The following is a 21,423-nucleotide window of genomic DNA, read 5'->3' as shown; positions in this document are numbered from 1 at the left end:
ATACATCAAATATATACTAAAAGAGAAATTTTGTCAACGATTTCTTACATAAACAAACATTTTTTCTATCCGCAAGTGATTTTGCATATAAGTTAATAATAAAGTTTTCCTATTTATAAAATGACTTTTTAGACACTAATCATTTTCAAAAATACTTCCCTTACTTTAGCTTATCAAATTCCAAAAGATTAGAGAAGTATTTCTATTCCTTACAAAATTCTATTGATTTTCTCTTTTAATCGTCTAGCATCCTCCAAAACATTCGGACTGTCCATTATAGCCCTAACAACACAAATCCCATCGACTTTTGAGCCTTTTAGGATATCTACATTATCGACATTTAGTCCTCCTATGGCGTAAACATCAATATCTACGCTCTCCTTTATTTTTATGAGGGTTTCTACGCTTGTTATTTTGGTTTTGACGTGGGTTTTCGTTTCAAATATTGCTCCAACTCCCAAATAATCAGCAGAATTTTTTTGACAAGCTAGGGCTGCTTCTACAGATTTGGCAGTTGCTCCTATTATTACCTCATCTCCCAAGAGCTTTCTTGCAAGCTCTATTGGCATATCGTCTCTTCCTAAGTGGACTCCTACTCCCAAGGCCCAAGCTAGGTGGACTTTATCATCTATAAGCATTGGGACTCCATAGGTATCACACAAGATCTTAACTTTTTTTCCTAGTTTCAAAATCTCTAGGTCACTTTTTTCCTTCTCTCTTAGCTGGAGAATATCTACTCCACCCCTTAGAGCCTCCTCTATTCTTAGGAGAAATTCCTCCTCCGTATATTTGTCTGAATTTGTAACTAGATAAAGTTTTTTCAAAATTTAACCTCCTTCACCCTCGCTCTTTCTAGGATATCTTCATCTTTTATTGTGGCTATTTCATCCATAAGGTTTACAAAAAATGTGTACAGCCTATCCGTATTTGCAAGCTCTCCACTAACTCCCATTAGCAAAAGCCCCAAAAGACCTGCTTCTACAGGACTTGTTACTGCCATAAAGCTTGAAATTATCGCTGTTAGCATACAGCCTGTTCCTGTAATCTTGCTTAGGTTTTCTACTCCATTTGATACTATTATATAAGAATCTTCGCTAATTATTAGGTCTTTTGCTCCAGTTATTAGAACTTTGGTCTGGTATTTCTGGCAAAGTTTTCTCGCCTGTCTCGCTATTTGGTTAAAGTTATAATCAGTTATCTTATCCTCATCTCCCACATCAATGCCCTTGGCCTTGGATTTTCCTAGGGCTAGGGCTCTGATTTCAGAAGAGTTTCCCTTAATGATGGCAAACTTATAAGTTTCTAATAGATTTTTAGCAAACTCATATCTCAGAGTCGAAGCCCCCACTCCAACTAGATCAATTATTACAGGAATTTTTTTATCCCTAGCTGCTAGAGCAGCCTTATCTATAGCCACCATCCTTTCATCTGTAATATTGCCAAGATTTAGGCTAAGAGCCTTTGACAAGCTTACAATTTCTTCTACTTCATCTGGATGGGAGGCACAAATAGCCTTAGCTCCCAAAGCCAAGATGGCATTTGCAACCATATTTATAGCTATGGGATTGGTTATGGCGTGAATTAGGGGAGCTTCTTCTTTTAATTTTTCCCTACTTGCTAGAATTTGCCTTAGATTTCTCATAAACATTCACTCCTAGATTTTTCTGGATAGGATATAAGACCTTGGACTTTTGAAGTGTTTTAAGGAAGATGAAGGCAACAGATCCTCCAATCAAAGTTGCTATCAAAAAGCTTGGTAGGTAAAAATACCAAGTGATATCTCCCTTGCCCCAAAGAAGTGCCATCACAGGATAAGAGGCAATTGCTCCAATTATTCCCGTACCAATTATCTCTCCCACTACACAAGAAAGAATTGAGCCCTTGCTTTTCCTATACAAAAATCCAGACAAGAATGCTCCAAAAACTTGTCCCGTTATGGCAAGTGGTGGAATCCCTAAGAGGCTCATACGAATGGCTGCTGTAATTATGGCATTGGCAAGGCTATACCAGGGTCCCAAAAAAACTGAACATACAATGTTTACAAAGTGGGCTGTCGGTGCAAAGCCTTCAAAGCGAAGGATGGGAGAGATGACAACTCCTATAGCAACAAACATGGATAGGGTAACCATTATTAGTATCTTTTTCTTATTTTCCATAGGTCCTCCTAAAGATTAAGGTAATCTGTAAATACTGGTGTCATTCCAATTTTTCTAAGATCTTGGCAAGTTTCACTGCTTGACCTAGCATCATCAATTACAAACTGTTCGTCTCCCTCGTCTTTGCTTTTCTTAGACCTATGGCCAATAGATGTATCGACAGAGGCAGAGATTTTGGTCGCTGCATATTGGACTGCCAAATCCCTAAAGTCCTTGGCTTCTCTTGTTGATAGGGTGATTGATGCGAAAGGAAGAAATATCCTTATGGCAAGCATTATTTGAAAAAACTTCTTATCTCCTACAATATTGAAGTTTAAACTATCATCTGCCCCATGGGTTGGTCTAATTCTTGGCAGAGATATAGCAATTTCTGCATGGGGATATTTCTTTTGAATTTCTCTAGCATGGATAGCAAGCTTGAAGGCTTCCTCGATTGGATCTCCTAGACCAAAGAGTGTACCAAAGCCTACTCCCCTAAAGCCAGCCTTCAAGGCTCTTTCTTGAGTGTCAAACCTATAAGGAAAGCTTCTTTTATGGCCATAAGGGTGGTAGTAGTCAAAAATCTCGGGATTGTAGGATTCCTGAAAGACTGTTACAAAGTCCGCCCCAGCCTTTCTCAAAGTCTCGTAGGATGATATATTTGTAGGATAAACTTCTATACCTATTGACCTAAAATATTTTCCAGCAATCCTACAAGCATCTGCTATATAAGAAATTGATGAAAACCTCTCACTTTCTCCTGTAAGAATTAGCACATCTTCAATACCAGTTTCTGCAAGAGCTTTCATTTCTTCCTCTATCTCATCAAGACTAAGTCTTGCTCTTTTGATGTCGCTTTTTGCCCTAAAGCCACAATACCTACAAGAATTTTCACAGTAGTTGGCTATATAAATCGGAGAAAATAAACATACATTTTTCCCAAAATACCTATTTCTCTTATCCTTGGCAACTTCTGCCATATGCTCGATGTAACCTAGTCCATAGTCGCTAAGGAGATTGTATAAGTCCTCTTCTGTTGGTTCAGGATTTCTAAGGCTTAGCTTAAAGTCGTCCTCACTTACTCTCCTAGCTTTAACCCTATCAAAAGCTTCTCTTACTCTGTCTTTTATGTCTGAATCAATTATATCCATGCCTGGAAAATAATCATTTACACTTGTAATATTCATCTTAATCGAAAAAATCCCTCAATGGTGAAGATGGGTCAGCTCCACTTTCCAAAACCCTACCAGGCTTTGCAAGATAGGCTAATCTTCCTCCTTCTATCCCAAGCCTAAAGGCTTTGGCCATCATATTTATATCGCTTGCGCTTGCAATTCCTGTATTTGCCATTATGGCGGAAGCTCCCATCTCCATAGCTTCTGCCGCTTGACTTGGCACTCCTATTCCAGCATCTACAATTACAGGAAGGTCTATTTCATTAATTATTATTTTGATGAAGTCCTTGGTTGCAAGGCCCTTGTTTGAACCTATTGGGCTTGCTAGTGGCATTATGGCAGAAGCTCCTGCATCTCGCAAATCTCTTGCATAGTTTAGGTCTGGGTACATATAAGGAAGAACAACAAAGCCTTCTTTGGCAAGAATTTCTGTAGCCTTTAATGTTTCGCTATTGTCTGGCAAAAGGTACTTGCTATCTCTCATTATTTCAATTTTAACAAAATTGCCACAACCCATCTCCCTAGCAAGCCTTGAGATTCTAATAGCTTCTTCAGCATTTCTTGCCCCAGAAGTGTTGGGAATTATGGTAACATCCTTGGGTATGTAGTTTAGGATATTGGCAACATCTTTGGTGTTTGCCCTCCTTAGGGCAACAGTAATCATCTGTGAACCCGCAGATTTTATAGCTGCATCTATCAATTCTGGTGAATATTTGCCAGAGCCTAGTATAAATCTTGACTCAAACTCCTTATCTCCAAGTATCAAATAATCTTTATTTTCCATATTTTTCTCCTCTAATAATTTTTATAGCACAAAGAGCCTCAAGGTTTGCGACAATTCCCACATAAGGAAGGTACAACCCCTCTTCTGGTGTCGATCTAAAATCGCCAACCATGCACACATTAGCTAGGTTTTTTATTTTTATATCATGGATATCTCCAAGACCTGAAAGACCCGATGCCATTATAAGTTTCTTATCTTTTTTGCCCAAAAAATAATCAAAAACCATTGTTTTCATCTCTTTTTTGTCGAATGCCTCTATGAAAATATCACTCCTTTGAGAGATTTCATCTAAATTTTCTCTAGTTATGTAGATTTCCTCACCATAGACTTCTGTATAGGGAATGGTTTCCTTTATTTTTTTCTTAGTCTGTAAGACCTTGCTCTTTCCCAAATCAGCTTGGTCGTAATTTTGCCTATTTAAGTTTGAAAGCTCCACTTTATCGAAATCATAAAGGTAAATCTTTCCTAGGCCACATCTTGCGAGGGTCATGGCTATAGTTGAACCTAGACCCCCACATCCAAGGATTGAAACAGAGGCCTTCTCCAAAATTTTATTGACCTCATCTTCCTGTCTAGCTAAGACTTCCTCTCTCATATCAGCCTCCTCCCACAAAGGAAAATACTTCTACTTTGGACTCATCTTTCATAAGAACCTTGTCGAAGTCTGACTTCTTAACAAGTTCTTGGTCAACTTCGCAAGCAAGAAAATCTGGGTCAAAGTTATTTCTCACAAGAAATTGCCTAAGATTTTCCCCTTCCACAAAGCTAACTTCCTTATCATTGATTGTAAGCACCCTATCACCTCCTCAAAAAAAGGCACAAAAAGGACAACCATACCCGAGGTGGTATGCCCCTTTAGTGCCAATTCACAAGTTTATTAATTTAAACAAGCTATCTTATTTTTTAAAGTTAGTTAGGAGTATAAAAATAGACCCCTCCTAGGGGTCTTTAAACTCTTGCTTATACTAGCTTTCTTACGCAGGTCTTAACCTAACAAGTTTAAAGGGTTAATGGAAATCCATCTCTCAGCACACTCGCACCCCTAGCTAATCTTATTATAAAACAATTTTAAATTTTTTTCAATATATTACTCAACAGACTTTAGAGCTTCAAGCATGTTGACATCCCTTAGCTTTCGATATATTAGAAATCCCAATCCTGTAGTTATAATAAAGATTATTAGGAGAGGAATCACGAAGGATGTATAAGTTAAGGATGGATTGAACATAACTTCTGCTGGTGGTACAACTTTCAAAATATATTTAAACAAGATATCTCCCAGTCCGTAGCCTAGAAAAAGGCCTAGGATGGTTAGAAAAATTGTTTCCCTATAAATATACATGGTTACTTCCTTGTTATAAAAGCCCAATACCTTTACAGTAGATAGCTCCCTTATTCTTTCTTGAACATTTATATTGGTCAAATTGTACAAGATTACAAGGGAAAGAAGAGTTGCTACGACTATGATTAAAATCATAATTTTGTTTAGGGCTTGGACTATAATTTGAGTCTGCTTTTCTATCAAAGTATTTGAGACAACAGCCTTAACACAAGTCTTGTCCATAAATTTAGAGCCTATTTTGTTGGTATTTTCTAGGCTAGAATCTACTAGGCTAATCACATCTGCATTGGGCTTATAGTCCCTAGCAAATACATCCTTGTAATATTTATCTGACATAAAGACAAAATGCCCTGCATACATTTCTGTAATAGCTGATACCTTGACTTTTCTCTCAACCTCGTTTGCATCTAGGAGAACTACGTCATCACCTACCTTAATATTAAGTATATCGGCAAGTCTTTCAGAAATTACTGCTCCCTCGTCATTTAACTTAATTTTTTGCTTGCTTTTCCTATTCCTTAGGTCCACAAACTTATTGACTTCATCTTTCCTGTCACTAGCTAGAAGGTTTATTTCTTGTTTATCTCCAAATTTTCCGGCCTTTTTCTTCATTTTTTCATAATGAATTGGTAAGTGGCTTTGGATATCCTTTGAAGCTAGTAGGTCAGCAATTTCTTTTTTCTCACCTTCATCCATGTTCTTCTTGTAGGATGTTATTAGGTTGTAGTTAATTATTTCTTCAAATTGACTTTTTTCGATTCCTGCAATTGATTTTTGAACAGAAAATCCTGCAAAAAGTAGGGTCATACCGCCTGCTACTCCAAAAATCGTCATCAGCATTCTCTTTTTGTATCTAAAGATGTTTCTTGCAGTTACCTTTTGGATAAATCCGAGTCTTGACCATATAGGGGTGATTCTTTCCAAAAGGATTGATGAGCCCTTAGCAGGAGCCTTTGGCATTAGGAGGCTTGTTGGCCTTTCTTTAAGTTGATTTTTTGCTACTAGATAAGCTGGTAATACCGAACTCAATAAGGAAAGAATTATCGCAAACAGGCTTATCCTAGGATAAAATTTTAGGTACATTCTTGGTACACTGAAGTTTTTCCCATAAGCTCCGTAAACTATACTTGGTAGAAGGATGTGGCCTAGGATAATTCCTAATAGAGTTCCACTAAGACCTGCAAGAAGGCCATAAAGAGTAAATTTCTTTATAACATCCCTATCATCGTAGCCCAAAGCAACCAAGGTTCCGTTGTTTAATCTTTGCTCATCTACAAATCTCGTCATTGTTGTAAGAGTTACAAGAGAAGCCACAAAGTATAAGAATACTGGGAAAATATTTGAAAGCTTGTCCACAATATTAGCCACTATTTGATAAATAGTGTAGCCTGCTGAACCAAGGGCCTCTCTTCTGCTTGAGACCATGTAGGTAGGTTCTTCAAGACTTGCCATAAGCTTCTTTGCATCTTTTATACTAGCTTCTCCTATCTTAATTTTATCCTTGGCATCTTTAGATTTTTCTTCAAATTCGCTAAGACCATCTTGGTAATCGCCCTCTTTTTCTTTCAATTCCTTCTTGGCTTGGTGGTAATTCGCTAAGTTTTTCCTATAACTAGCATCATTTTGAGTTAGTTCCTCAAAACCTTCTTTCCATGCACTTAGACCTTGGTAATACTTAGCTAAATTTTCATTGTAGTTTATCCTAGCTTTTTGGTAGAGGGCTAGGGAATTTTCATAGCTAGCTTTTGCTTGATTTAGGTCTTTTCGCTTGGCATTTAGCTGTCCTAAAGAATTCTCAAGTTCATTTTTCCCTACCACAAGGACTTCTTCCTTGGCCTGGAGTTCAGCTTTTGTTCTAGTCAATTTTTCATAAGCAGAATCTAGGTCATCTCTCTTGCTTTTTAGAATTTTCTTGCCTTCTTCATATTGGGCTAGGCTATTTTCATCCAACTGACTTTCTTTTATCTTCTTTAGCTCATCTAATTTTACCCTAGCATAATCAAGTTTTGTTGAAAGTTCTTGGAATTTTTGGTCAAGCTTAGTCCTTTCTTCATCACTCAAGCCTTTTTGGCTAAGTTTCTTGCTAAGTTCTTCCTTGCTAGCTTCAATATTTGAAATACTTTGACTAAGTTCTTCTTCCTTAGCTTTAAGTTGCTCAATCTTTGCACTTTTCTTGGCAAGGTCTTCCTCAGCCTTAGAAAGCTCCTTATTTTTCTTATCTAACAAGGCTTTATTGGCCTCGTAGTCTTCTTTGCCATTCTCTAACTTAGCTTGACCTTTTTCCAAGTCACTTTTTTTGCTAGCTAGAATATCTGCTCCAGCTTGTATCTTAGTAGCCCCATCATCAATCTTGGCTTTAGCCTCATCTAATTGATTTTCTGAACCTAGTAACTTATCCTTTCCATAGGATAGGCTTTCTTTGGCAGTGGCAAGGTCAAGCCATTTTTCATCCAGAGTTTTTCTGCCAATATCTAAGGAATTTTTAGCAGCCTCTAGGCGAGTATTAGCTTCTTCCAAATCTTTTTTGCCATTATCTATCTTGATTTTAGCTTCATCTAGTCTTCTTTGCTTAGAGTTAATTTCATCATTAGCATAAGTAATCTTAGCTTCTGCCTTAGAAATCTCATCTTGCATCTTTCCTTTTACAACTCCTAGCCTGTGCTTACCCTGCTTTTCCAACAAAGAATCCAATTCTTGAGTGTGGGCTTCGATTTTCTCCCTATAGAGGTCAGAGTAAGGGTCTAGGTTTTCAGTATCTGTAAATTTAAGCCTTGCTAGCATATAATAATCAGAAGAAAAATCATCTGCCAAGCAATAGGCAAAACCCGACAAGTTTCCATCTCCCGCACTTGAAGGACCCATATTAACATAAGACATATACTCAGCACTATCAGCAAAACCAACCACCTTATAGGTGTGAATTTTGAGAACATCCTTACCATCAAGTCCAGCCTTTTCACTTAACTTAAGCTTATCTCCAAGCCTATAAGCATCTCTCATGTTGGTAGAAAGAATTATATCTGTAGGTTTTTTTAAATCTTCTCCCTCTTTAAGTATATATTTGGAAATAGTCTCTGGCCTAGAGAAAACTCTTATGGCTGTATCAGTATTTGAGATTTTCACATCCTTAAAATACCCATATTCAACCTTATCCTCACCCTTAGCTTTTTCAATCTCTAGCCTATCATCCTTATCAATTCCCATAGATCCAAGGACACTTACATCAAAAAGTTTCGTTTGGTCGAAATAATCCCTACTTGTAGCCCTCATATTAGGTCCAGTAACCTTTAGACCAACAAGGGCAAAAGAGCCTATCATCATCAAAAGGAAAATCGAAAGAAACCTAGCCCTAGATGATGTAAATGATTTTTTAATAGTTTTTCTCAACGTATTCATAAGTTCCTACCATTCCAAATCAACAATATCTGCTGGATTTTTGTTCACTTCAATAGCTTCCACACTTGCATTTCTTACATGAATGACCTTATCGGCAATAGGAGCTATAGCCGAATTGTGGGTTACAATAATTACCGTAACATTTTTCTTTCTAGCCATAGTTTGGAGAATCTTTAAAACTTGCTTACCCGTTTGATAGTCAAGGGCTCCTGTAGGTTCATCACAAAGAAGAATCTTGGGATTTTTGGCAATAGCACGAGCTATGGCGACTCTTTGTTGCTCCCCACCCGATAGCTCGGCTGGAAAATTATTCATCCTTTTTTCAAGTCCTACATCCCTTAATACTTTCTCAGAATCAAGGGCATCCTTAACAATATCCGATGCAAGCTCCACATTTTCCTTAGCAGTCAAGTTAGGAACTAGGTTGTAAAATTGAAAAACAAAGCCTACATCATTTCTCCTGTAGGTTGTAAGCTCTTTTTTATCAAAATTCGCTATATTCTTTCCATCAATTATAACCTCGCCCTTACTATTAGTGTCCATTCCTCCTAGAATATTGAGGATAGTGGACTTACCTGCTCCAGAGTTACCTAAAATTATGGCAAGCTCTCCCTTATCGATAGCAAAGTTCACATCTCTGTTAGCTACTACTTCATTTTGTTTACCTTCATTGTATATTTTATAAGAATTCTTCATCTCTATATAAGCCATCTTAATAATTCCTTTCATAAAATTAAATATCTTAACTCATAAATAGAATTTACTAGCTCACCTAGAACTTACAAGCAGTAATTTAAGGCTTGTGTCTATTTATTAGACAAATGTATGGAATTGATGGTAAAATTTATCTAAGGAGAAATTTATGAGAAATGAAATAAACTCTTATAATACTAAACTAAGTCTGGCTAAAAGTCTAAAGGACCTACTTGAAACCAAGTCCTTCGCCAAGCTTACGGTCACGGAAATAATTAAAAAAAGTGAGGTAAATAGGAATACTTTCTACTATCACTTTGAAGATATCTACGACTTATTGAGGTGGACCTTGGAGCAAGAGGCAATCGATAAGGTCAAAACCTACGATTCAATAGATGATATAGATAAGGCAATTGACTTCACCCTTGACTACATCAAAGAAAACCAAGCCTTCCTAAGAAATATCTTATTTTCAGTTGGAGAAAGAGACCTAAAGAGATTTTTGGCAAAAGACTTTAAGGAAATCATAAAAAATTTCATAGTTTTAGGAGAAGCAAGACTCGGAAAGATAATCGATGATTCCTACAGAAGTTTCCTAACAGATTACACAACGGAGGCTATAGCAGGAATCCTTACAGAAATAATCACAAAAAAAGATCCCATCTCTAAAGACAGAATCAATTATTTTATTCAAATCACCCTTACAAGTTCTCTTACAGCAGCTATTAATAATTATGTTTCCTAAAAAAGCTGGCTCAGTAATAGTAAGCCAGCTTTTTTCTTATGATTTTCTATATATTTTGTATTTTACATAGGAATTTGCACTCATCAAAATCCCTGCTAGCAGGATTAACCAAAAGAAAGTTCTTCCTTTTATGTATTGGATATAGGCAAGAATAAATAATAAGAGTGCAGTTGCAAGGCTAGTTAGAAACTCAAGCCTATCGAATTTTTTCTTATTCATCTTAGATGGTTTGGTCGAGTGTTTTCCAAGATAGGAGGGCACACTTTACTCTTTGAGGCATATTTTGGATATTCTTAAAGGCTACTGCATCCTCAAGAAGTTCCAATTCCTCATCACTAACTTCTTCTCTTTTTATCATTCTAATATAGATATCTGCAAGCTTTTTGGCTTCTTGCTTAGTTTTTCCAACAATTATATCGCACATAACGCTTGTTGCAGCTTGGCTTATAGCACAACCATCTCCAGTGAAAGCTGCATCTTTTATAACATCTCCATCCATCTTTAGTTGAAGGACAATCTCATCCCCACAAGATGGGTTGTGGCCTGGCTCTTTGATGTCAGCATCAGCCAGGTCGTGTTTATTTGCTTGATTTCTCGAATGATCTAATATTATTTGACTATAAATTTCTTCCATGTTCATTATAGGCCCATCACCTTTCTTACGTTTTTAAGCTCTTTTGCAAAAATCTCTGCTTCTTTTTTAGTGTTGTAGATAGAAAATGTTGCTCTTGCTGTCGCAGATGTCCCTAGGTATTGGTGTAAGGGCATAGCACAGTGGTGGCCACTTCTTACAGCAATTCCCTTGCTATCAAGGATTGTTGCTATATCGTGAGGGTGAATATCTGTGAAGGTAAAAGATATTACAGAGCCTGCCTTATCCTTTGGTGGATAGAAGATTTTAATGTTTGGTATATCTTTTATCAAATCGTATGCATATTGGGTTAGCTCGTGTTCATAGGCAAAGATTTCTTCCATACCTATTTTTTCTACATATTCTATGGCAGCTCCTATACCAATAACTCCTCCAACATTCGGAGTTCCTGCTTCAAATTTTAGAGGTGGATCTTGGTAGGTTGATTCTTGCTCATAGACATATTCTATCATATCTCCACCTAGGTTAAAAGGTTCAAGTTCTTTGAGAAGTTCATACTTTCCATAAAGAACTCCTATTCCCATAGGTGAGAACATCTTATGACCTGAAAAAGCCAAAAAATCACAATCAATATCCACAACATCTGTTTTCACATGAGGGATAAGTTGAGCTCCATCAACTATAGATATCGCTCCAACTTCGTGAGCCCACTTGGTGATTAATTTTGAGTCAATTAGCTCACCCGTAACATTGCTTGAGCCTGTGATTGATACAATTTTAGTTTTTTCATTAATCTTACTTCTAAGGTCGTCATAGTCTAAGCTATAATCATCCTTTAGGTAGGCGTAAACTAGTTTTGCCCCAGTTTTCTTGGCTACCATTTGCCAAGGAACAAGGTTAGCGTGATGGTCTAGGATGCTTATTAGAATTTCATCACCTGACCTTAGCTTGGACAGACCATAAGAGTAGGCTAAGAGATTTATAGATTCTGTGGTTGATCTTGTAAAGACAATCTCACTTGCCCTTTTCGCTCCTATAAACTTTCTTACAACTTCCCTTGTATTTTCATAAGCCTCTGTCGCCTTCCAACTTAGGAAATGTGCTCCCCTATGAGGATTAGCATTTGAGTACCTATAATAATTATCTACAGCCTCTATAACACAGGAAGGTTTTTGGCTAGTAGCACCTGTGTCTAAATAAATAACCTCCTTACCTACCTTTTTGCCATCGAGGTAGGCAAAGTCATCTCTAATCTTTTCTACATTCATTATTCTGCCTTCGTATTCATTTGGTGAACTTTTTCTTTGATGGAAGTTCTCAAGGCTTCATCTTCTATCCTATCAATAGCTGGAGCGAAGTTTGCTTCAAGCATCATAGCTTCTGCTTGCTTTTTGCTAAAGCCCCTGCTCATGATATAGAATAGCATATCTTTGTTAAGCCTTCCAACACTTGCAGCATGATTTCCTGAAACTTCCTTTTCTTCGTTAAGAAGAATTGGCGCAGATTTATTGATTACATCATCTGATAACATCATTGAGTAATCTCCTATTTTTCCATCTGCCTTGGTACATCCTCTTCTTAAATCAACTATGCCCTTGAAGTTCTTCTCAGCCTTATCCTTCAAGGCACCATTAAACATACATGAAGAGTCGGTATTATTTCCATAATGAACATTTGTAGCAAGAAGGTCAAGGAAATCCTCTCCCTCTTTGAAATAAACTCCATTTTGAATTACCTTAGCCTCTTCTCCCTTGAGGATATTGGTAATATTTACTAGAGATTTGCCAGCTCCAACTTCTACATAAGTAACATCAAGGACAGCTCTATCACCAAGATAAGTCGCAATAGAATTGATATTTACAGCTTTCTTGCCGAGATTTGTTACAACAACAAGTTTCACATAGCTATCTTCTTCAAGCTTTGCCTTAATCCTTGAGTTTAGGTAGGTTGAACCTTCACCCTCCCCAGTAATACTTACAAGAAAAGAAGACTCACTTGATTTTTTGGCGTTAATATCTATATTTGAAACCAAAACATCCCTACTATCGCCAAGCGTAAGATTGATAAATTCAGTTTCTTTTTTACCATCAACTTCAAAATTTAGGGCAAAGTTTCTATAAACTTCATTTTCCTCATTTAAAGTTTCAGAAATTCCTGTCTTATACAAGGCAAGGGCTTGATCAACTTCCTCAATGCCCTTTGAGATTTCCTCTTTTGAATATGTTTTTTTCTCTATATTTTCAATACCAAGCTTGGATTCCTTTAGGTAGTTTAGACCAAGGCTTGCCCAAGTTGGCATTCTCATTTCATTAATTCTTGCCATCAACCATTTGCTCCTTCCAATTCCATATCAATAAGGTGGTTCATCTCCACAGCATATTCTAGTGGAAGTTCCCTAGAAATAGGCTCAGCAAAACCTCTTACAATCATTGATTTAGCCTCTTCTTCAGGGATTCCCCTGCTCATTAGGTAGAAGATTTGACCTTGGTCGATTGAGCCAATTTTTGCCTCGTGACCACAATCTACATCATCATTTCTTATATCTAGTACTGGAATTGTATCTGATTGAGATTCTTCAGAAATCATGAGATTTTCACAATCTACAGTTGACCTTGACCCCTTGGCATTTTTCTTGATTTGAACTAGAGATCTTGTCATAGACTTGCCATTTCCAGCTGTAATTGACTTGGTTAGAGCTGTTGAATAAGTATTTGGCGCAAGATGAATCATAGAGCAACCGTTGTCGATATATTGGCCGTTAGATGCAAAGGTAATTCCTGTGTATTCTGCACTAGCTCCTTCTCCCACAAGAACACTTGTTGGATATAGCATGGAAACCTTAGAGCCAAAAGAACCTGAAACCCAAATAACCTTGCCACCTTCTTGGACGATAGCTCTTTTTGTATTTAAGTTATACATATTTCTTGACCAGTTTTCTATGGTTGAAAATCTTACTTCAGCATTTTTTCCTACAAAAATTTCTACTGACCCTGCGTGAAGGTTAACTACATTGTATCTTGGTGCAGAACAACCTTCTATAAAGTGAACCTTGGCATTATCTTCTGCAATTATCATAGTGTGTTCAAACTGTCCAGCTCCTGGAGCGTTGAGCCTGTAATAGGATTGGAGAGGAATATCAACCTCAACTCCTTCAGGAACATAAATCAACGAACCTCCTGACCAAACTGCACCGTGAAGGGCTGCATACTTGTGAAGAGTTGGAGGAATGGCCTTTTGGAAGTAGGCTTTTACAATATCTTCATGCTCCCTAACAGCTGAAGAAAAATCCATAAAGATAACCCCTTGGTCAGAGAGGTGTTTTTGGATAGAATGGTAAACTTCCTCACTATCATACTGAGCACCCACTCCTGCCAAAGATTCTTGTTCAGCTTGTGGAATACCGAGCCTATCAAAAGTATCTCTGATATCATCAGGAAGGGCTTCCCAGTTAGATTTTTTGTCAGACTTTGGCTTAACATATGTTGTAATATCGTTCATATTAAGCTCTGATAGGTCTGGACCCCAACTTGGATTGTCGATTTTTTCATAAAGAGCAAGGGATTTTAGCCTTCTTCTCCTCATCCAATCAGGTTCGTTTTTCTTATCGGAAATTTCATTTACTATATCCGCATTAATACCTTTTTCGGTAATATCGGCATATTCAAATTCATTAAAGAAGTCGTAATAGCCTCGGTCTAGCTCCTTTAGTTGGTCTTCAATATTAATTTCTTTCATCTTACACCCACTCGTATCCTTCTTCTTCAATCTTATCCATTAGGCTATCTCCGCCAGTTTCTTGGATTTTACCATCTTTTAGGATATGAACATAATCTGCCTTAATATTTGCAAGAAGCTCCCTATGGTGGGTTATAATAACTACTGCATTATCTTTAGTTAAGAAATCCTTGATTCCCTTGCTTACAATTCTAACTGCATCTACATCAAGACCTGAATCTGTTTCGTCAAGAAGGGCAAGCTTTGGATTAAGCATCTTCATTTGTAGAATTTCTGATTTCTTTCTCTCCCCGCCAGAAAAACCAACATTTACATACCTACTAGCATAATCCTCTGAAAGTTTTAGCTCTTTCATTTCCTTGGCTAGTTCTTTATTAAAAGCTAAAATAGAAGGTTTCTTTCCTTCCTTTTGTTCCTTAGAAATCCTTAGAAAATCATTGAGCTTAACTCCTGGGATTTCATCTGGATGTTGAAAACTCATGAAAATTCCACGTCTAGCTCTCTTATCTACTGATTCATCAGTGATATCTTCTCCCTCAAAGTATATCTTTCCTTCTGTAACCTCATAGACAGGATTTGCCATAATAGAGTTCATTAGAGTTGACTTACCAGAACCATTAGATCCCATAACAACGTGGACTTCACCCTTGTTTATCTCTAAATCTATACCATCCAAAATCTTCTTATCTCCAACAGAAACATGAAGATTCTCTATCTTTAATAAATTATTCATAGCTACCTCTTCTTCGTAAATTATTTTAAAAAATCTAATTAAAGTATACTCTTTTGCTAGGAATTATCAAATAACTCTCTCCTAACAATTTACCCCATCTAGGGCAAAATTAACACAAAAAAACGAGCTAACATCTAGTTCGTTTTATGTAAAATCATTCAATTAATCAATAATTTCCTAATTTGTTCTCAACTAAGTCAATGAGTGAAGCGACTGCTTCATTTTCACCATCGCCTTCGGCCCTTATTATTATCTCATCGCCTTTAGAAGCACTCATGCTAAGAACTGACATGATAGATTTTGCATTATAGCTTCTTCCAGCTTTTACTACTGTGATATCACATGGGAACTTAACAGCTTGTCTTATAAAGATAGATGCTGGCCTAGCATGTAAACCTATTTCATTAGAAAGTGTTACTTTTTGTTCGTACATAGGTACCTCCTTTTTATATAATCTATTATTATATTACTAGATTCTTATATAAAATGCAAACGTTTCTTGTAATTTATACACATATTTTTTCTTAAAAAAGACTAGACCACTACAAGCTTTTTCCAATATTCTCATAAAAAATATGCTGACTAAAGTTAATTAACAATTATGCTCTTATCTGCTAACCTATATCTGCATTTAAACTTTGCAATTAATAGCATTTTTAGGTTTCATATGATAATTACATAATTTATAATTATAGCCAGCACTTATTTTTATTCTTCTCTTTCTGAAAATTCCTTGAGCTTTCCAAGAGCCTGATTTTCAATTTGTCTGATTCTTTCTCTTGATAAATCGTAAATCTTTCCTATTTCTTCTAGGGTTTTTGGTTTTTCATTATCAAGACCATACCTGTAAATTATTATTTGCTTTTCCCTATCGGTAAGTTGGTCCAAAGCCTTTAAGAGAAAATTCTCCATATCTTTTTCGAGGATTAGCATATCAACTGGAGTTGATTCATCACCAACCATATCCATAAGCTCATCACCTGTCGAATCTTCACTATCGAGATTGATATTTAAGGATGTGGAATTTACTTGGTTTCTATTGATTAGGAAAAGGTCATCGGCTTGTTTTTTGTCAATTCCTTCATTTTCTAATATCCTATAGAGTTCCTCATCGCTTGCCTCAGGATTTGCCTTTAGGATTTGCTTTAACTTATTTAATTTTAAATATTTCCCAGCTGGAATTCTTATTGTATGGCCTTCCTTGTTGATAGCTTTTCTTATCGCCTTATCAATCCACTTGTAAGCGTATGTTGTAAACTTATAGCCCAAAGATAAGTCAAATTTTTCCGCAGCACGAATCATGCCCAGCATACCTGATTGAACTAAATCCTCGAGGTCTAAGTCATTACCATGAGACCTAAAAAAGTAGGAAGCTCTTGACCTAACTAGACCTTGGTTTTTTTCAACAAGGGCTGCAAGGGCATTTTGGTTGCCTATTTGAAATTGTTCTACAATTTGCTCATTGGTTAGGTCAGATAATTTCATCATATCTTTTCTTTTGATTGGGGTGATTGAAGCATTTACGCCTGACTTGTTTCTACCGATAAAGTCATCATCGTCATCATCCTCATCTTCAATATCATCAGTTATGATTTCCATTATATCATCTTTTTCTTCTTGCGATAGTCCCTCAAGAATTGTAAAGATTTCTTCCTCACTCAAGTCGTCTGAGTTCAGATACTCTTTTAGTTTCTCTAGGGTTTGTTTATCTTTTAAATTTATTTTATCCATTTTACCACCCATTTTGAATTTATTTACCAATTTTCCAAATCTTCTTTTATTTTATCTATTATATCAGAAACCTTGTCTGCTATCGGGAAAGTTTTGAAGTTTTGGTTGAAGTCTTCTTTCCTTTTTCTTTTTATCTTCGCTCTCATAGTGTTAAGGTCTGTCTTTAATTCCATTGCTGTAACCCTACTTGCTCCCTTGCCTGAAGCTTGAGTTTGGACAGCCCCATCATCAGTCACTACCTTGATATCGTGGTTTCTATCTATCTTTACCAGTTGTCTTTCTATGTAGGTATCAGCAGTTTGAAACCTTTTAGTGTAGACAACTTTCATACCGTACCTTTCAATAATCGTCTCTTTGATTCTATCTAGGTTGTAGGCATCAAAGACAATTACCACATCTTCTCCTGATAAGGACTTGTATTCTGCCATCTCTTCTATGAGAGCATCTCTTGAATCAGCTAAGCTTTCTTTAGATAATTCTTTCAACTCAGCCCACTTGTTGATTACATTGTAACCATCAATGAAGGTGATATTTTTCTTAGTTAAAGCCATTTTGTCTTAATAACTCATACATGGAAATTCCAGCTGCCACAGAGGCATTTAAGCTATTAACCCTTCCTAGCATTGGTATATTTATAAGCATATCACAATTTTCTCTTACCAGTCTAGAAATTCCTGCACCTTCATTTCCTACTACTAGACCAACCTTTCCTGTTAGGTCGGCATCATTGATGCTTGAATCTGCTTCTCCAGCAAGACCATATATCCAAAATCCAGAATCTTTTAGGTCTTTGATAGCTCTAGTGAGATTTTTGACTCTGAATACCTTTATGTTGTTGATTGCTCCTGCACTTGTCTTATAGACTATGCTTGTTACAGAGGCAGACCTTCTTTCAGGAATAACTACCCCATCGAAGCCGAAGCTTTCTGCACTTCTTATGATTGCACCAAGGTTGTGTGGATCTTCTATCTGATCTAGAATTATTAGCCTTCTAGCATCATCTAGATCTTCAAGGTCATAATACTTAAATGATTCAACCTCAATCATTACTCCTTGGTGGTTCATATCTATCTTATCAAAAAATCTCTTATCTACAAAGGAAATTTCTATATTTTTTTCTTCTAGTTTTTTTATAAGTTGATTTATCAGCTTGGAATTTTGCTTTAGAAGGTAGGCCTTATAAACTTTTATATCTGTATCAAGGGTATCTAGGACTGGCTTTCTACCATATATCTTATCCATTAGCTAATCTCCCATTTGACACCTTCTCTTGTGTCTTTTATTGTAATGCCCATCTTTGTAAGCTCATCTCTTATAGCATCAGCTGTTTTAAAGTCCTTAGCCTTTTTGGCTTGACTTCTTTTTTCTATAAGGGTTTCGATTTTTTCTATATCAACTTCTGCTTGCTTTTTCTTGGCGAGAAGTCCCAGACTTTGGAACAAGCTATCATAAAGCTTGTAGGTTTTTACTACTAATTCTTTCGGACTATCAGCTCCTAGCCTGGTATTTATGAACTTCGCCATATCAAACAAAACTGTTATAGCATCAGCAGTGTTCAAGTCATCATCCATAACTCTTATAAATTCATCTTTGAACTCATCGAGGTCTTTTAGCAAAAGCTCTTCATCATTTGTTAGTACTCTACTTTTAGCTTGGTCTACTATTTCTTCTAACCTAAAGTAAGCATTTGTTAGCCTTTGGAGAGATGCTTTAGCTTGATCTACTATTTCTCTGGTGAAATTGATTGGTTGCCTATAATTTGTTGTTAGCAACCAAAATCTAATAATGCCTAGGTCGTATTCCTTTTTGATATCATTAAGGGTAAAGAAGTTACCCAAGGACTTACTCATCTTTGTTCCGTCTACTTGAATCATGCCATTGTGCATCCAGTAGTTAGCAAATTTCTTTTCATTAAGTCCTTCTGATTGGGCAATTTCATTCTCGTGGTGAGGAAATTCTAGGTCTTCTCCTCCTGCGTGAATGTCAATGGTATCTCCTAAGATTTTCTTACTCATTGTCGAGCATTCTATATGCCAACCAGGTCTTCCCTCGCCCCAAGGAGAAGTCCAACTTATTTCTCCTTCTTTTTTTGTTTTTTTCCAAAGGGCAAAATCTACTGGAGATTTTTTCTTAGACCCATCCGCCGTATCCAGCCTATTGCTTGCTCCATGGATGAGGTCTTCGATATTTTTGCCTGAAAGTTTACCATAATCATCTGCCTTGGAAACGTCAAAATAAACATCTCCTTCTGACTCATAGGCCATTCCCTTTTTTATAAGTCCATCTACAAAGGCAATTATATCATCCATAACCTCGGTAGCCCTTGGATGGATTGTGTCTTCTTCGTCAAGATTTAAGTCCTTAGCATCTTCCATGTAGGCGTTGATGTATTTATCAGTTACTTCTTTGGTTGTAATATTCTCAGCTATGGATTTATTTATTATCTTATCATCAACATCTGTGAAGTTGACAACGTATTTTACATCATAGCCCCTAAATTGCATATACCTCCTAAAGGTATCAAACACTACAAGGGGTCTAGCATTTCCTATGTGCATATAATCATAAACAGTCGGCCCACAGACATACATTTTTATTTGATTTTCAACAATTGGAACAAATTCCTCTTTTTGTCTAGTAAGCGTGTTATGAATTTTCATTAATAATTTTCCTTTACATAGTTTAGTCTAGCCTTGATTTTTTCCTTGCCCATTATTATAAAAGCATTGGATAATTCAGGTCCATGAACTGACCCTGTGATTGCTGCCCTTACTGGGAACCATAGATTCTTTCCTTTGATGCCAGTTTCTTTTTGGATTTTTTTCATAACTGTTGATGCAAATTCCTCGTCGATTTCATCAATTTCATCAAGGTGACTTAGGAAAGAGTCGAAAAGTTTCTTGGCATCTTCTGTCTTGATTGCCTCAACCGCTTCATCATCCCAGACCATCTCCTCATCGCTTATAAAGTAGTTCCTAGATAAGTTTGGAGCATCTGAGAACTTGTCTATGGCTGATTGCCAAGTAGCTGCAAGCAAGTTCAATTTTTCTTCTGGATAAGACTCATCAATTAAGCCCGCCTTTATCATGTAAGGTTTTATTCTTTCTGCAAGATCTTCTACTGAGAGATCTCTTACATAGTGGCCATTTACCCAATCAAGTTTTCTCTTATCGAAAACTGCCCCAGTCTTGTTTACCCTATCAAAATCGAATTGGTCTGCAAGTTGTTTCATAGTGAAAATTTCTTCTTCGCTATCTGGAGACCAACCAAGAAGGGCTAAGAAGTTGATTAATCCTTCTGGCATATATCCTTCTTCGATGAAGTCTTCTACCATTCCATCACCGTTTCTCTTTGAATATTTCTTGTGGTCTTTGTTAAGAACTGTAGGTAGGTGGATATATTCTGGAGCATCCCAACCAAAGGCTTCATAGAGGTAGACGTGTTTTGGAGTTGATGAAACCCACTCATCTCCACGAACAACGTGAGTGATACCCATTAGGTGATCATCTACTACTACTGCAAAATGGTAGGTTGGAAAGCCATCTCTTTTTATAAGAACTTGGTCATCTTGATCGTCTGTATTAAAGGTGATTTTTCCTTTAATCCTATCGTTAAAGGTAATGTCACGGTTTACAGGAAGTTTTAACCTAACTGTGTGAGGTTCACCTGCTGCAACTCTCTTTTTTGCCTCTTCAAGAGGAATTGAACGGCAAAGTCCATCATACTTTGGAGTAAGGCCATCGGCTCTTTGTTGGTCACGAACCTTGTCAATTCTTTCTTGGGAGCAGAAGCAATAGTAGGCCTTACCTTCTTCTATAAGTTGATTGATATATTTGTCATATATTCCCTTTTCAACTCTCTCAGATTGGATGTATGGTCCGCAATCTCCCCTTTGAGTTACCTTGCCATTTTCATCTAGCATAACTCCTTCATCAATCTCTATACCTGACCATTTGAGGGCTTTTAGGAGGTTTTCTAGGGCTCCTTCAACAAATCTAGTCCTATCTGTATCTTCTATCCTCAAAAGCATATCTCCACCAGTATGTCTTGCGTATAGGTAGTTAAATAGTGCTGTCCTTAATCCTCCTATATGCAAGTAACCTGTTGGTGATGGTGCAAATCTTACTCTAACGTTTCCCATTTTTCTCTCCTTATTTTTAATTCTCATCTATTAATTTGCTAGTATCTATATAAATAATATATTCTCCTACTATTATATATTAAATTCAAAAATTTTTTAAGCAAAATATAAGTAAATAGATAAACAAAGGGAGAGTGCAAAACTCCCCCTTATTCCTAACTTATTTAATTATATCATCTTATACTCTAAAAATCAATATTGTCAAGATGATTTGTTGCTTA

Annotated in this window: 21 protein-coding genes and 1 riboswitch; of the genes, 1 reads left to right on the top strand and 20 read right to left on the bottom strand. The window is 36.7% G+C overall.

Annotation, left to right across the window (positions count from 1 at the left end; translation table 11 throughout):
* Positions 1–209 precede the first annotated feature (209 nt).
* The 9 genes from thiE to Q0W95_RS00485 all read right to left on the bottom strand — a co-directional run bounded on the left by thiE (position 210) and on the right by Q0W95_RS00485 (position 9,543).
* A complete protein-coding gene (gene thiE / locus Q0W95_RS00525) occupies positions 210–824 on the bottom strand; it encodes a thiamine phosphate synthase (protein WP_297788453.1) in 615 nt (204 codons plus the stop codon).
* Positions 821–1,642, bottom strand: coding sequence for a hydroxyethylthiazole kinase (gene thiM, locus Q0W95_RS00520; protein ID WP_297788450.1), 822 nt, complete (start codon positions 1,640–1,642; stop codon positions 821–823). The genes thiE and thiM overlap by 4 nt, the downstream gene beginning before the upstream one ends.
* Positions 1,611–2,156 (bottom strand): energy coupling factor transporter S component ThiW, encoded by a 546-nt coding sequence (thiW, locus tag Q0W95_RS00515; RefSeq protein ID WP_297788447.1) that lies wholly within the window; start codon positions 2,154–2,156, stop codon positions 1,611–1,613. The genes thiM and thiW overlap by 32 nt, the downstream gene beginning before the upstream one ends.
* Positions 2,157–2,164: 8 nt before the next feature.
* Positions 2,165–3,322 (bottom strand): 2-iminoacetate synthase ThiH, encoded by a 1,158-nt coding sequence (thiH, locus tag Q0W95_RS00510; protein ID WP_297788444.1) that lies wholly within the window; start codon positions 3,320–3,322, stop codon positions 2,165–2,167.
* A gap of 1 nt (position 3,323) precedes the next feature.
* The gene (locus Q0W95_RS00505; RefSeq protein ID WP_297788440.1) at positions 3,324–4,094 is read right to left on the bottom strand and encodes a thiazole synthase; all 771 of its coding nucleotides are present in this window, start codon (positions 4,092–4,094) and stop codon (positions 3,324–3,326) included.
* Complete coding sequence (gene thiF, locus Q0W95_RS00500) at positions 4,084–4,689, bottom strand: sulfur carrier protein ThiS adenylyltransferase ThiF (RefSeq protein ID WP_297788437.1); 606 nt, start codon at positions 4,687–4,689, stop codon at positions 4,084–4,086. Before thiF ends, Q0W95_RS00505 begins: the two co-directional genes overlap by 11 nt.
* A 1-nt stretch (position 4,690) precedes the next feature.
* Positions 4,691–4,888 (bottom strand): sulfur carrier protein ThiS, encoded by a 198-nt coding sequence (gene thiS, locus Q0W95_RS00495; protein ID WP_297788434.1) that lies wholly within the window; start codon positions 4,886–4,888, stop codon positions 4,691–4,693.
* 160 nt (positions 4,889–5,048) lie between these two features.
* Positions 5,049–5,148: riboswitch (TPP riboswitch) on the bottom strand.
* Between the two features lie 33 nt (positions 5,149–5,181).
* Positions 5,182–8,832, bottom strand: coding sequence for an FtsX-like permease family protein (locus Q0W95_RS00490; RefSeq protein ID WP_297788431.1), 3,651 nt, complete (start codon positions 8,830–8,832; stop codon positions 5,182–5,184).
* A 6-nt stretch (positions 8,833–8,838) separates the two neighbouring features.
* The gene (locus Q0W95_RS00485) at positions 8,839–9,543 is read right to left on the bottom strand and encodes an ABC transporter ATP-binding protein (RefSeq protein WP_297788428.1); all 705 of its coding nucleotides are present in this window, start codon (positions 9,541–9,543) and stop codon (positions 8,839–8,841) included.
* A 151-nt stretch (positions 9,544–9,694) separates the two neighbouring features.
* Between Q0W95_RS00485 and Q0W95_RS00480 the strand changes: the two genes are divergently transcribed.
* On the top strand, positions 9,695–10,270 hold the full coding sequence (locus Q0W95_RS00480) for a TetR/AcrR family transcriptional regulator C-terminal domain-containing protein (RefSeq protein WP_297788426.1): 576 nt from the start codon (positions 9,695–9,697) through the stop codon (positions 10,268–10,270).
* A 220-nt stretch (positions 10,271–10,490) separates the two neighbouring features.
* On the opposite strand, the gene sufU is transcribed toward Q0W95_RS00480, so the two are convergent.
* From sufU to gltX, 11 genes are all read right to left on the bottom strand, one after another.
* Positions 10,491–10,910, bottom strand: a complete 420-nt coding sequence (sufU, locus tag Q0W95_RS00475) for a Fe-S cluster assembly sulfur transfer protein SufU (protein ID WP_297788423.1) — start codon at positions 10,908–10,910, stop codon at positions 10,491–10,493.
* Positions 10,910–12,130: a cysteine desulfurase gene (locus tag Q0W95_RS00470; RefSeq protein ID WP_297788419.1), complete on the bottom strand. Its 1,221-nt coding sequence runs from the start codon at positions 12,128–12,130 to the stop codon at positions 10,910–10,912. The genes sufU and Q0W95_RS00470 overlap by 1 nt, the downstream gene beginning before the upstream one ends.
* The gene (locus Q0W95_RS00465) at positions 12,130–13,185 is read right to left on the bottom strand and encodes a SufD family Fe-S cluster assembly protein (protein ID WP_297788416.1); all 1,056 of its coding nucleotides are present in this window, start codon (positions 13,183–13,185) and stop codon (positions 12,130–12,132) included. Before Q0W95_RS00465 ends, Q0W95_RS00470 begins: the two co-directional genes overlap by 1 nt.
* Positions 13,185–14,597 carry a Fe-S cluster assembly protein SufB gene (gene sufB / locus Q0W95_RS00460; protein WP_297788413.1) on the bottom strand — a complete coding sequence of 471 codons (1,413 nt, stop codon included), beginning with the start codon at positions 14,595–14,597 and terminating at the stop codon, positions 13,185–13,187. The genes Q0W95_RS00465 and sufB overlap by 1 nt, the downstream gene beginning before the upstream one ends.
* Position 14,598: 1 nt before the next feature.
* Entirely contained in the window at positions 14,599–15,330 is a 732-nt protein-coding gene (gene sufC, locus Q0W95_RS00455; RefSeq protein ID WP_297788410.1) for a Fe-S cluster assembly ATPase SufC, read from the bottom strand.
* Between the two features lie 166 nt (positions 15,331–15,496).
* A complete protein-coding gene (locus Q0W95_RS00450; protein ID WP_297788407.1) occupies positions 15,497–15,763 on the bottom strand; it encodes an HPr family phosphocarrier protein in 267 nt (88 codons plus the stop codon).
* A gap of 275 nt (positions 15,764–16,038) precedes the next feature.
* Positions 16,039–17,061: a sigma-70 family RNA polymerase sigma factor gene (locus Q0W95_RS00445; RefSeq protein WP_297788405.1), complete on the bottom strand. Its 1,023-nt coding sequence runs from the start codon at positions 17,059–17,061 to the stop codon at positions 16,039–16,041.
* A 23-nt stretch (positions 17,062–17,084) separates the two neighbouring features.
* Positions 17,085–17,612 (bottom strand): NYN domain-containing protein, encoded by a 528-nt coding sequence (locus Q0W95_RS00440; RefSeq protein WP_297788402.1) that lies wholly within the window; start codon positions 17,610–17,612, stop codon positions 17,085–17,087.
* Entirely contained in the window at positions 17,599–18,303 is a 705-nt protein-coding gene (gene rlmB, locus Q0W95_RS00435; RefSeq protein ID WP_297788399.1) for a 23S rRNA (guanosine(2251)-2'-O)-methyltransferase RlmB, read from the bottom strand. The genes Q0W95_RS00440 and rlmB overlap by 14 nt, the downstream gene beginning before the upstream one ends.
* Positions 18,303–19,721 (bottom strand): cysteine--tRNA ligase, encoded by a 1,419-nt coding sequence (cysS, locus tag Q0W95_RS00430; protein WP_297788396.1) that lies wholly within the window; start codon positions 19,719–19,721, stop codon positions 18,303–18,305. Before cysS ends, rlmB begins: the two co-directional genes overlap by 1 nt.
* On the bottom strand, positions 19,721–21,202 hold the full coding sequence (gene gltX / locus Q0W95_RS00425) for a glutamate--tRNA ligase (RefSeq protein WP_297788393.1): 1,482 nt from the start codon (positions 21,200–21,202) through the stop codon (positions 19,721–19,723). Before gltX ends, cysS begins: the two co-directional genes overlap by 1 nt.
* Positions 21,203–21,423 lie beyond the last annotated feature (221 nt).

The organism is uncultured Anaerococcus sp. (assembly GCF_947253225.1).
Lineage (GTDB): Bacteria > Bacillota > Clostridia > Tissierellales > Peptoniphilaceae > Anaerococcus.
The sequence above is the reverse complement of the archived record's forward strand: the minus strand, read 5'-3'. Positions and strand labels throughout refer to the sequence as shown.

Bases quoted from the DNA above. Each gene is read 5' to 3' on its own strand.
- thiM (WP_297788450.1), bottom strand. From the start codon at position 1,642: ATGAGAAATCTAAGGCAAATTCTAGCAAGTAGGGAAAAATTAAAAGAA.
- thiW (WP_297788447.1), bottom strand. From the start codon at position 2,156: ATGGAAAATAAGAAAAAGATACTAATAATGGTTACCCTATCCATGTTT.
- thiH (WP_297788444.1), bottom strand. From the start codon at position 3,322: ATGAATATTACAAGTGTAAATGATTATTTTCCAGGCATGGATATAATT.
- Q0W95_RS00505 (WP_297788440.1), bottom strand. From the start codon at position 4,094: ATGGAAAATAAAGATTATTTGATACTTGGAGATAAGGAGTTTGAGTCA.
- thiF (WP_297788437.1), bottom strand. From the start codon at position 4,689: ATGAGAGAGGAAGTCTTAGCTAGACAGGAAGATGAGGTCAATAAAATT.
- Q0W95_RS00490 (WP_297788431.1), bottom strand. From the start codon at position 8,832: ATGAATACGTTGAGAAAAACTATTAAAAAATCATTTACATCATCTAGG.
- Q0W95_RS00485 (WP_297788428.1), bottom strand. From the start codon at position 9,543: ATGGCTTATATAGAGATGAAGAATTCTTATAAAATATACAATGAAGGT.
- Q0W95_RS00480 (WP_297788426.1), top strand. From the start codon at position 9,695: ATGAGAAATGAAATAAACTCTTATAATACTAAACTAAGTCTGGCTAAA.
- sufU (WP_297788423.1), bottom strand. From the start codon at position 10,910: ATGAACATGGAAGAAATTTATAGTCAAATAATATTAGATCATTCGAGA.
- Q0W95_RS00470 (WP_297788419.1), bottom strand. From the start codon at position 12,130: ATGAATGTAGAAAAGATTAGAGATGACTTTGCCTACCTCGATGGCAAA.
- Q0W95_RS00465 (WP_297788416.1), bottom strand. From the start codon at position 13,185: ATGGCAAGAATTAATGAAATGAGAATGCCAACTTGGGCAAGCCTTGGT.
- sufB (WP_297788413.1), bottom strand. From the start codon at position 14,597: ATGAAAGAAATTAATATTGAAGACCAACTAAAGGAGCTAGACCGAGGC.
- sufC (WP_297788410.1), bottom strand. From the start codon at position 15,330: ATGAATAATTTATTAAAGATAGAGAATCTTCATGTTTCTGTTGGAGAT.
- Q0W95_RS00450 (WP_297788407.1), bottom strand. From the start codon at position 15,763: ATGTACGAACAAAAAGTAACACTTTCTAATGAAATAGGTTTACATGCT.
- Q0W95_RS00445 (WP_297788405.1), bottom strand. From the start codon at position 17,061: ATGGATAAAATAAATTTAAAAGATAAACAAACCCTAGAGAAACTAAAA.
- Q0W95_RS00440 (WP_297788402.1), bottom strand. From the start codon at position 17,612: ATGGCTTTAACTAAGAAAAATATCACCTTCATTGATGGTTACAATGTA.
- rlmB (WP_297788399.1), bottom strand. From the start codon at position 18,303: ATGGATAAGATATATGGTAGAAAGCCAGTCCTAGATACCCTTGATACA.
- cysS (WP_297788396.1), bottom strand. From the start codon at position 19,721: ATGAAAATTCATAACACGCTTACTAGACAAAAAGAGGAATTTGTTCCA.
- gltX (WP_297788393.1), bottom strand. From the start codon at position 21,202: ATGGGAAACGTTAGAGTAAGATTTGCACCATCACCAACAGGTTACTTG.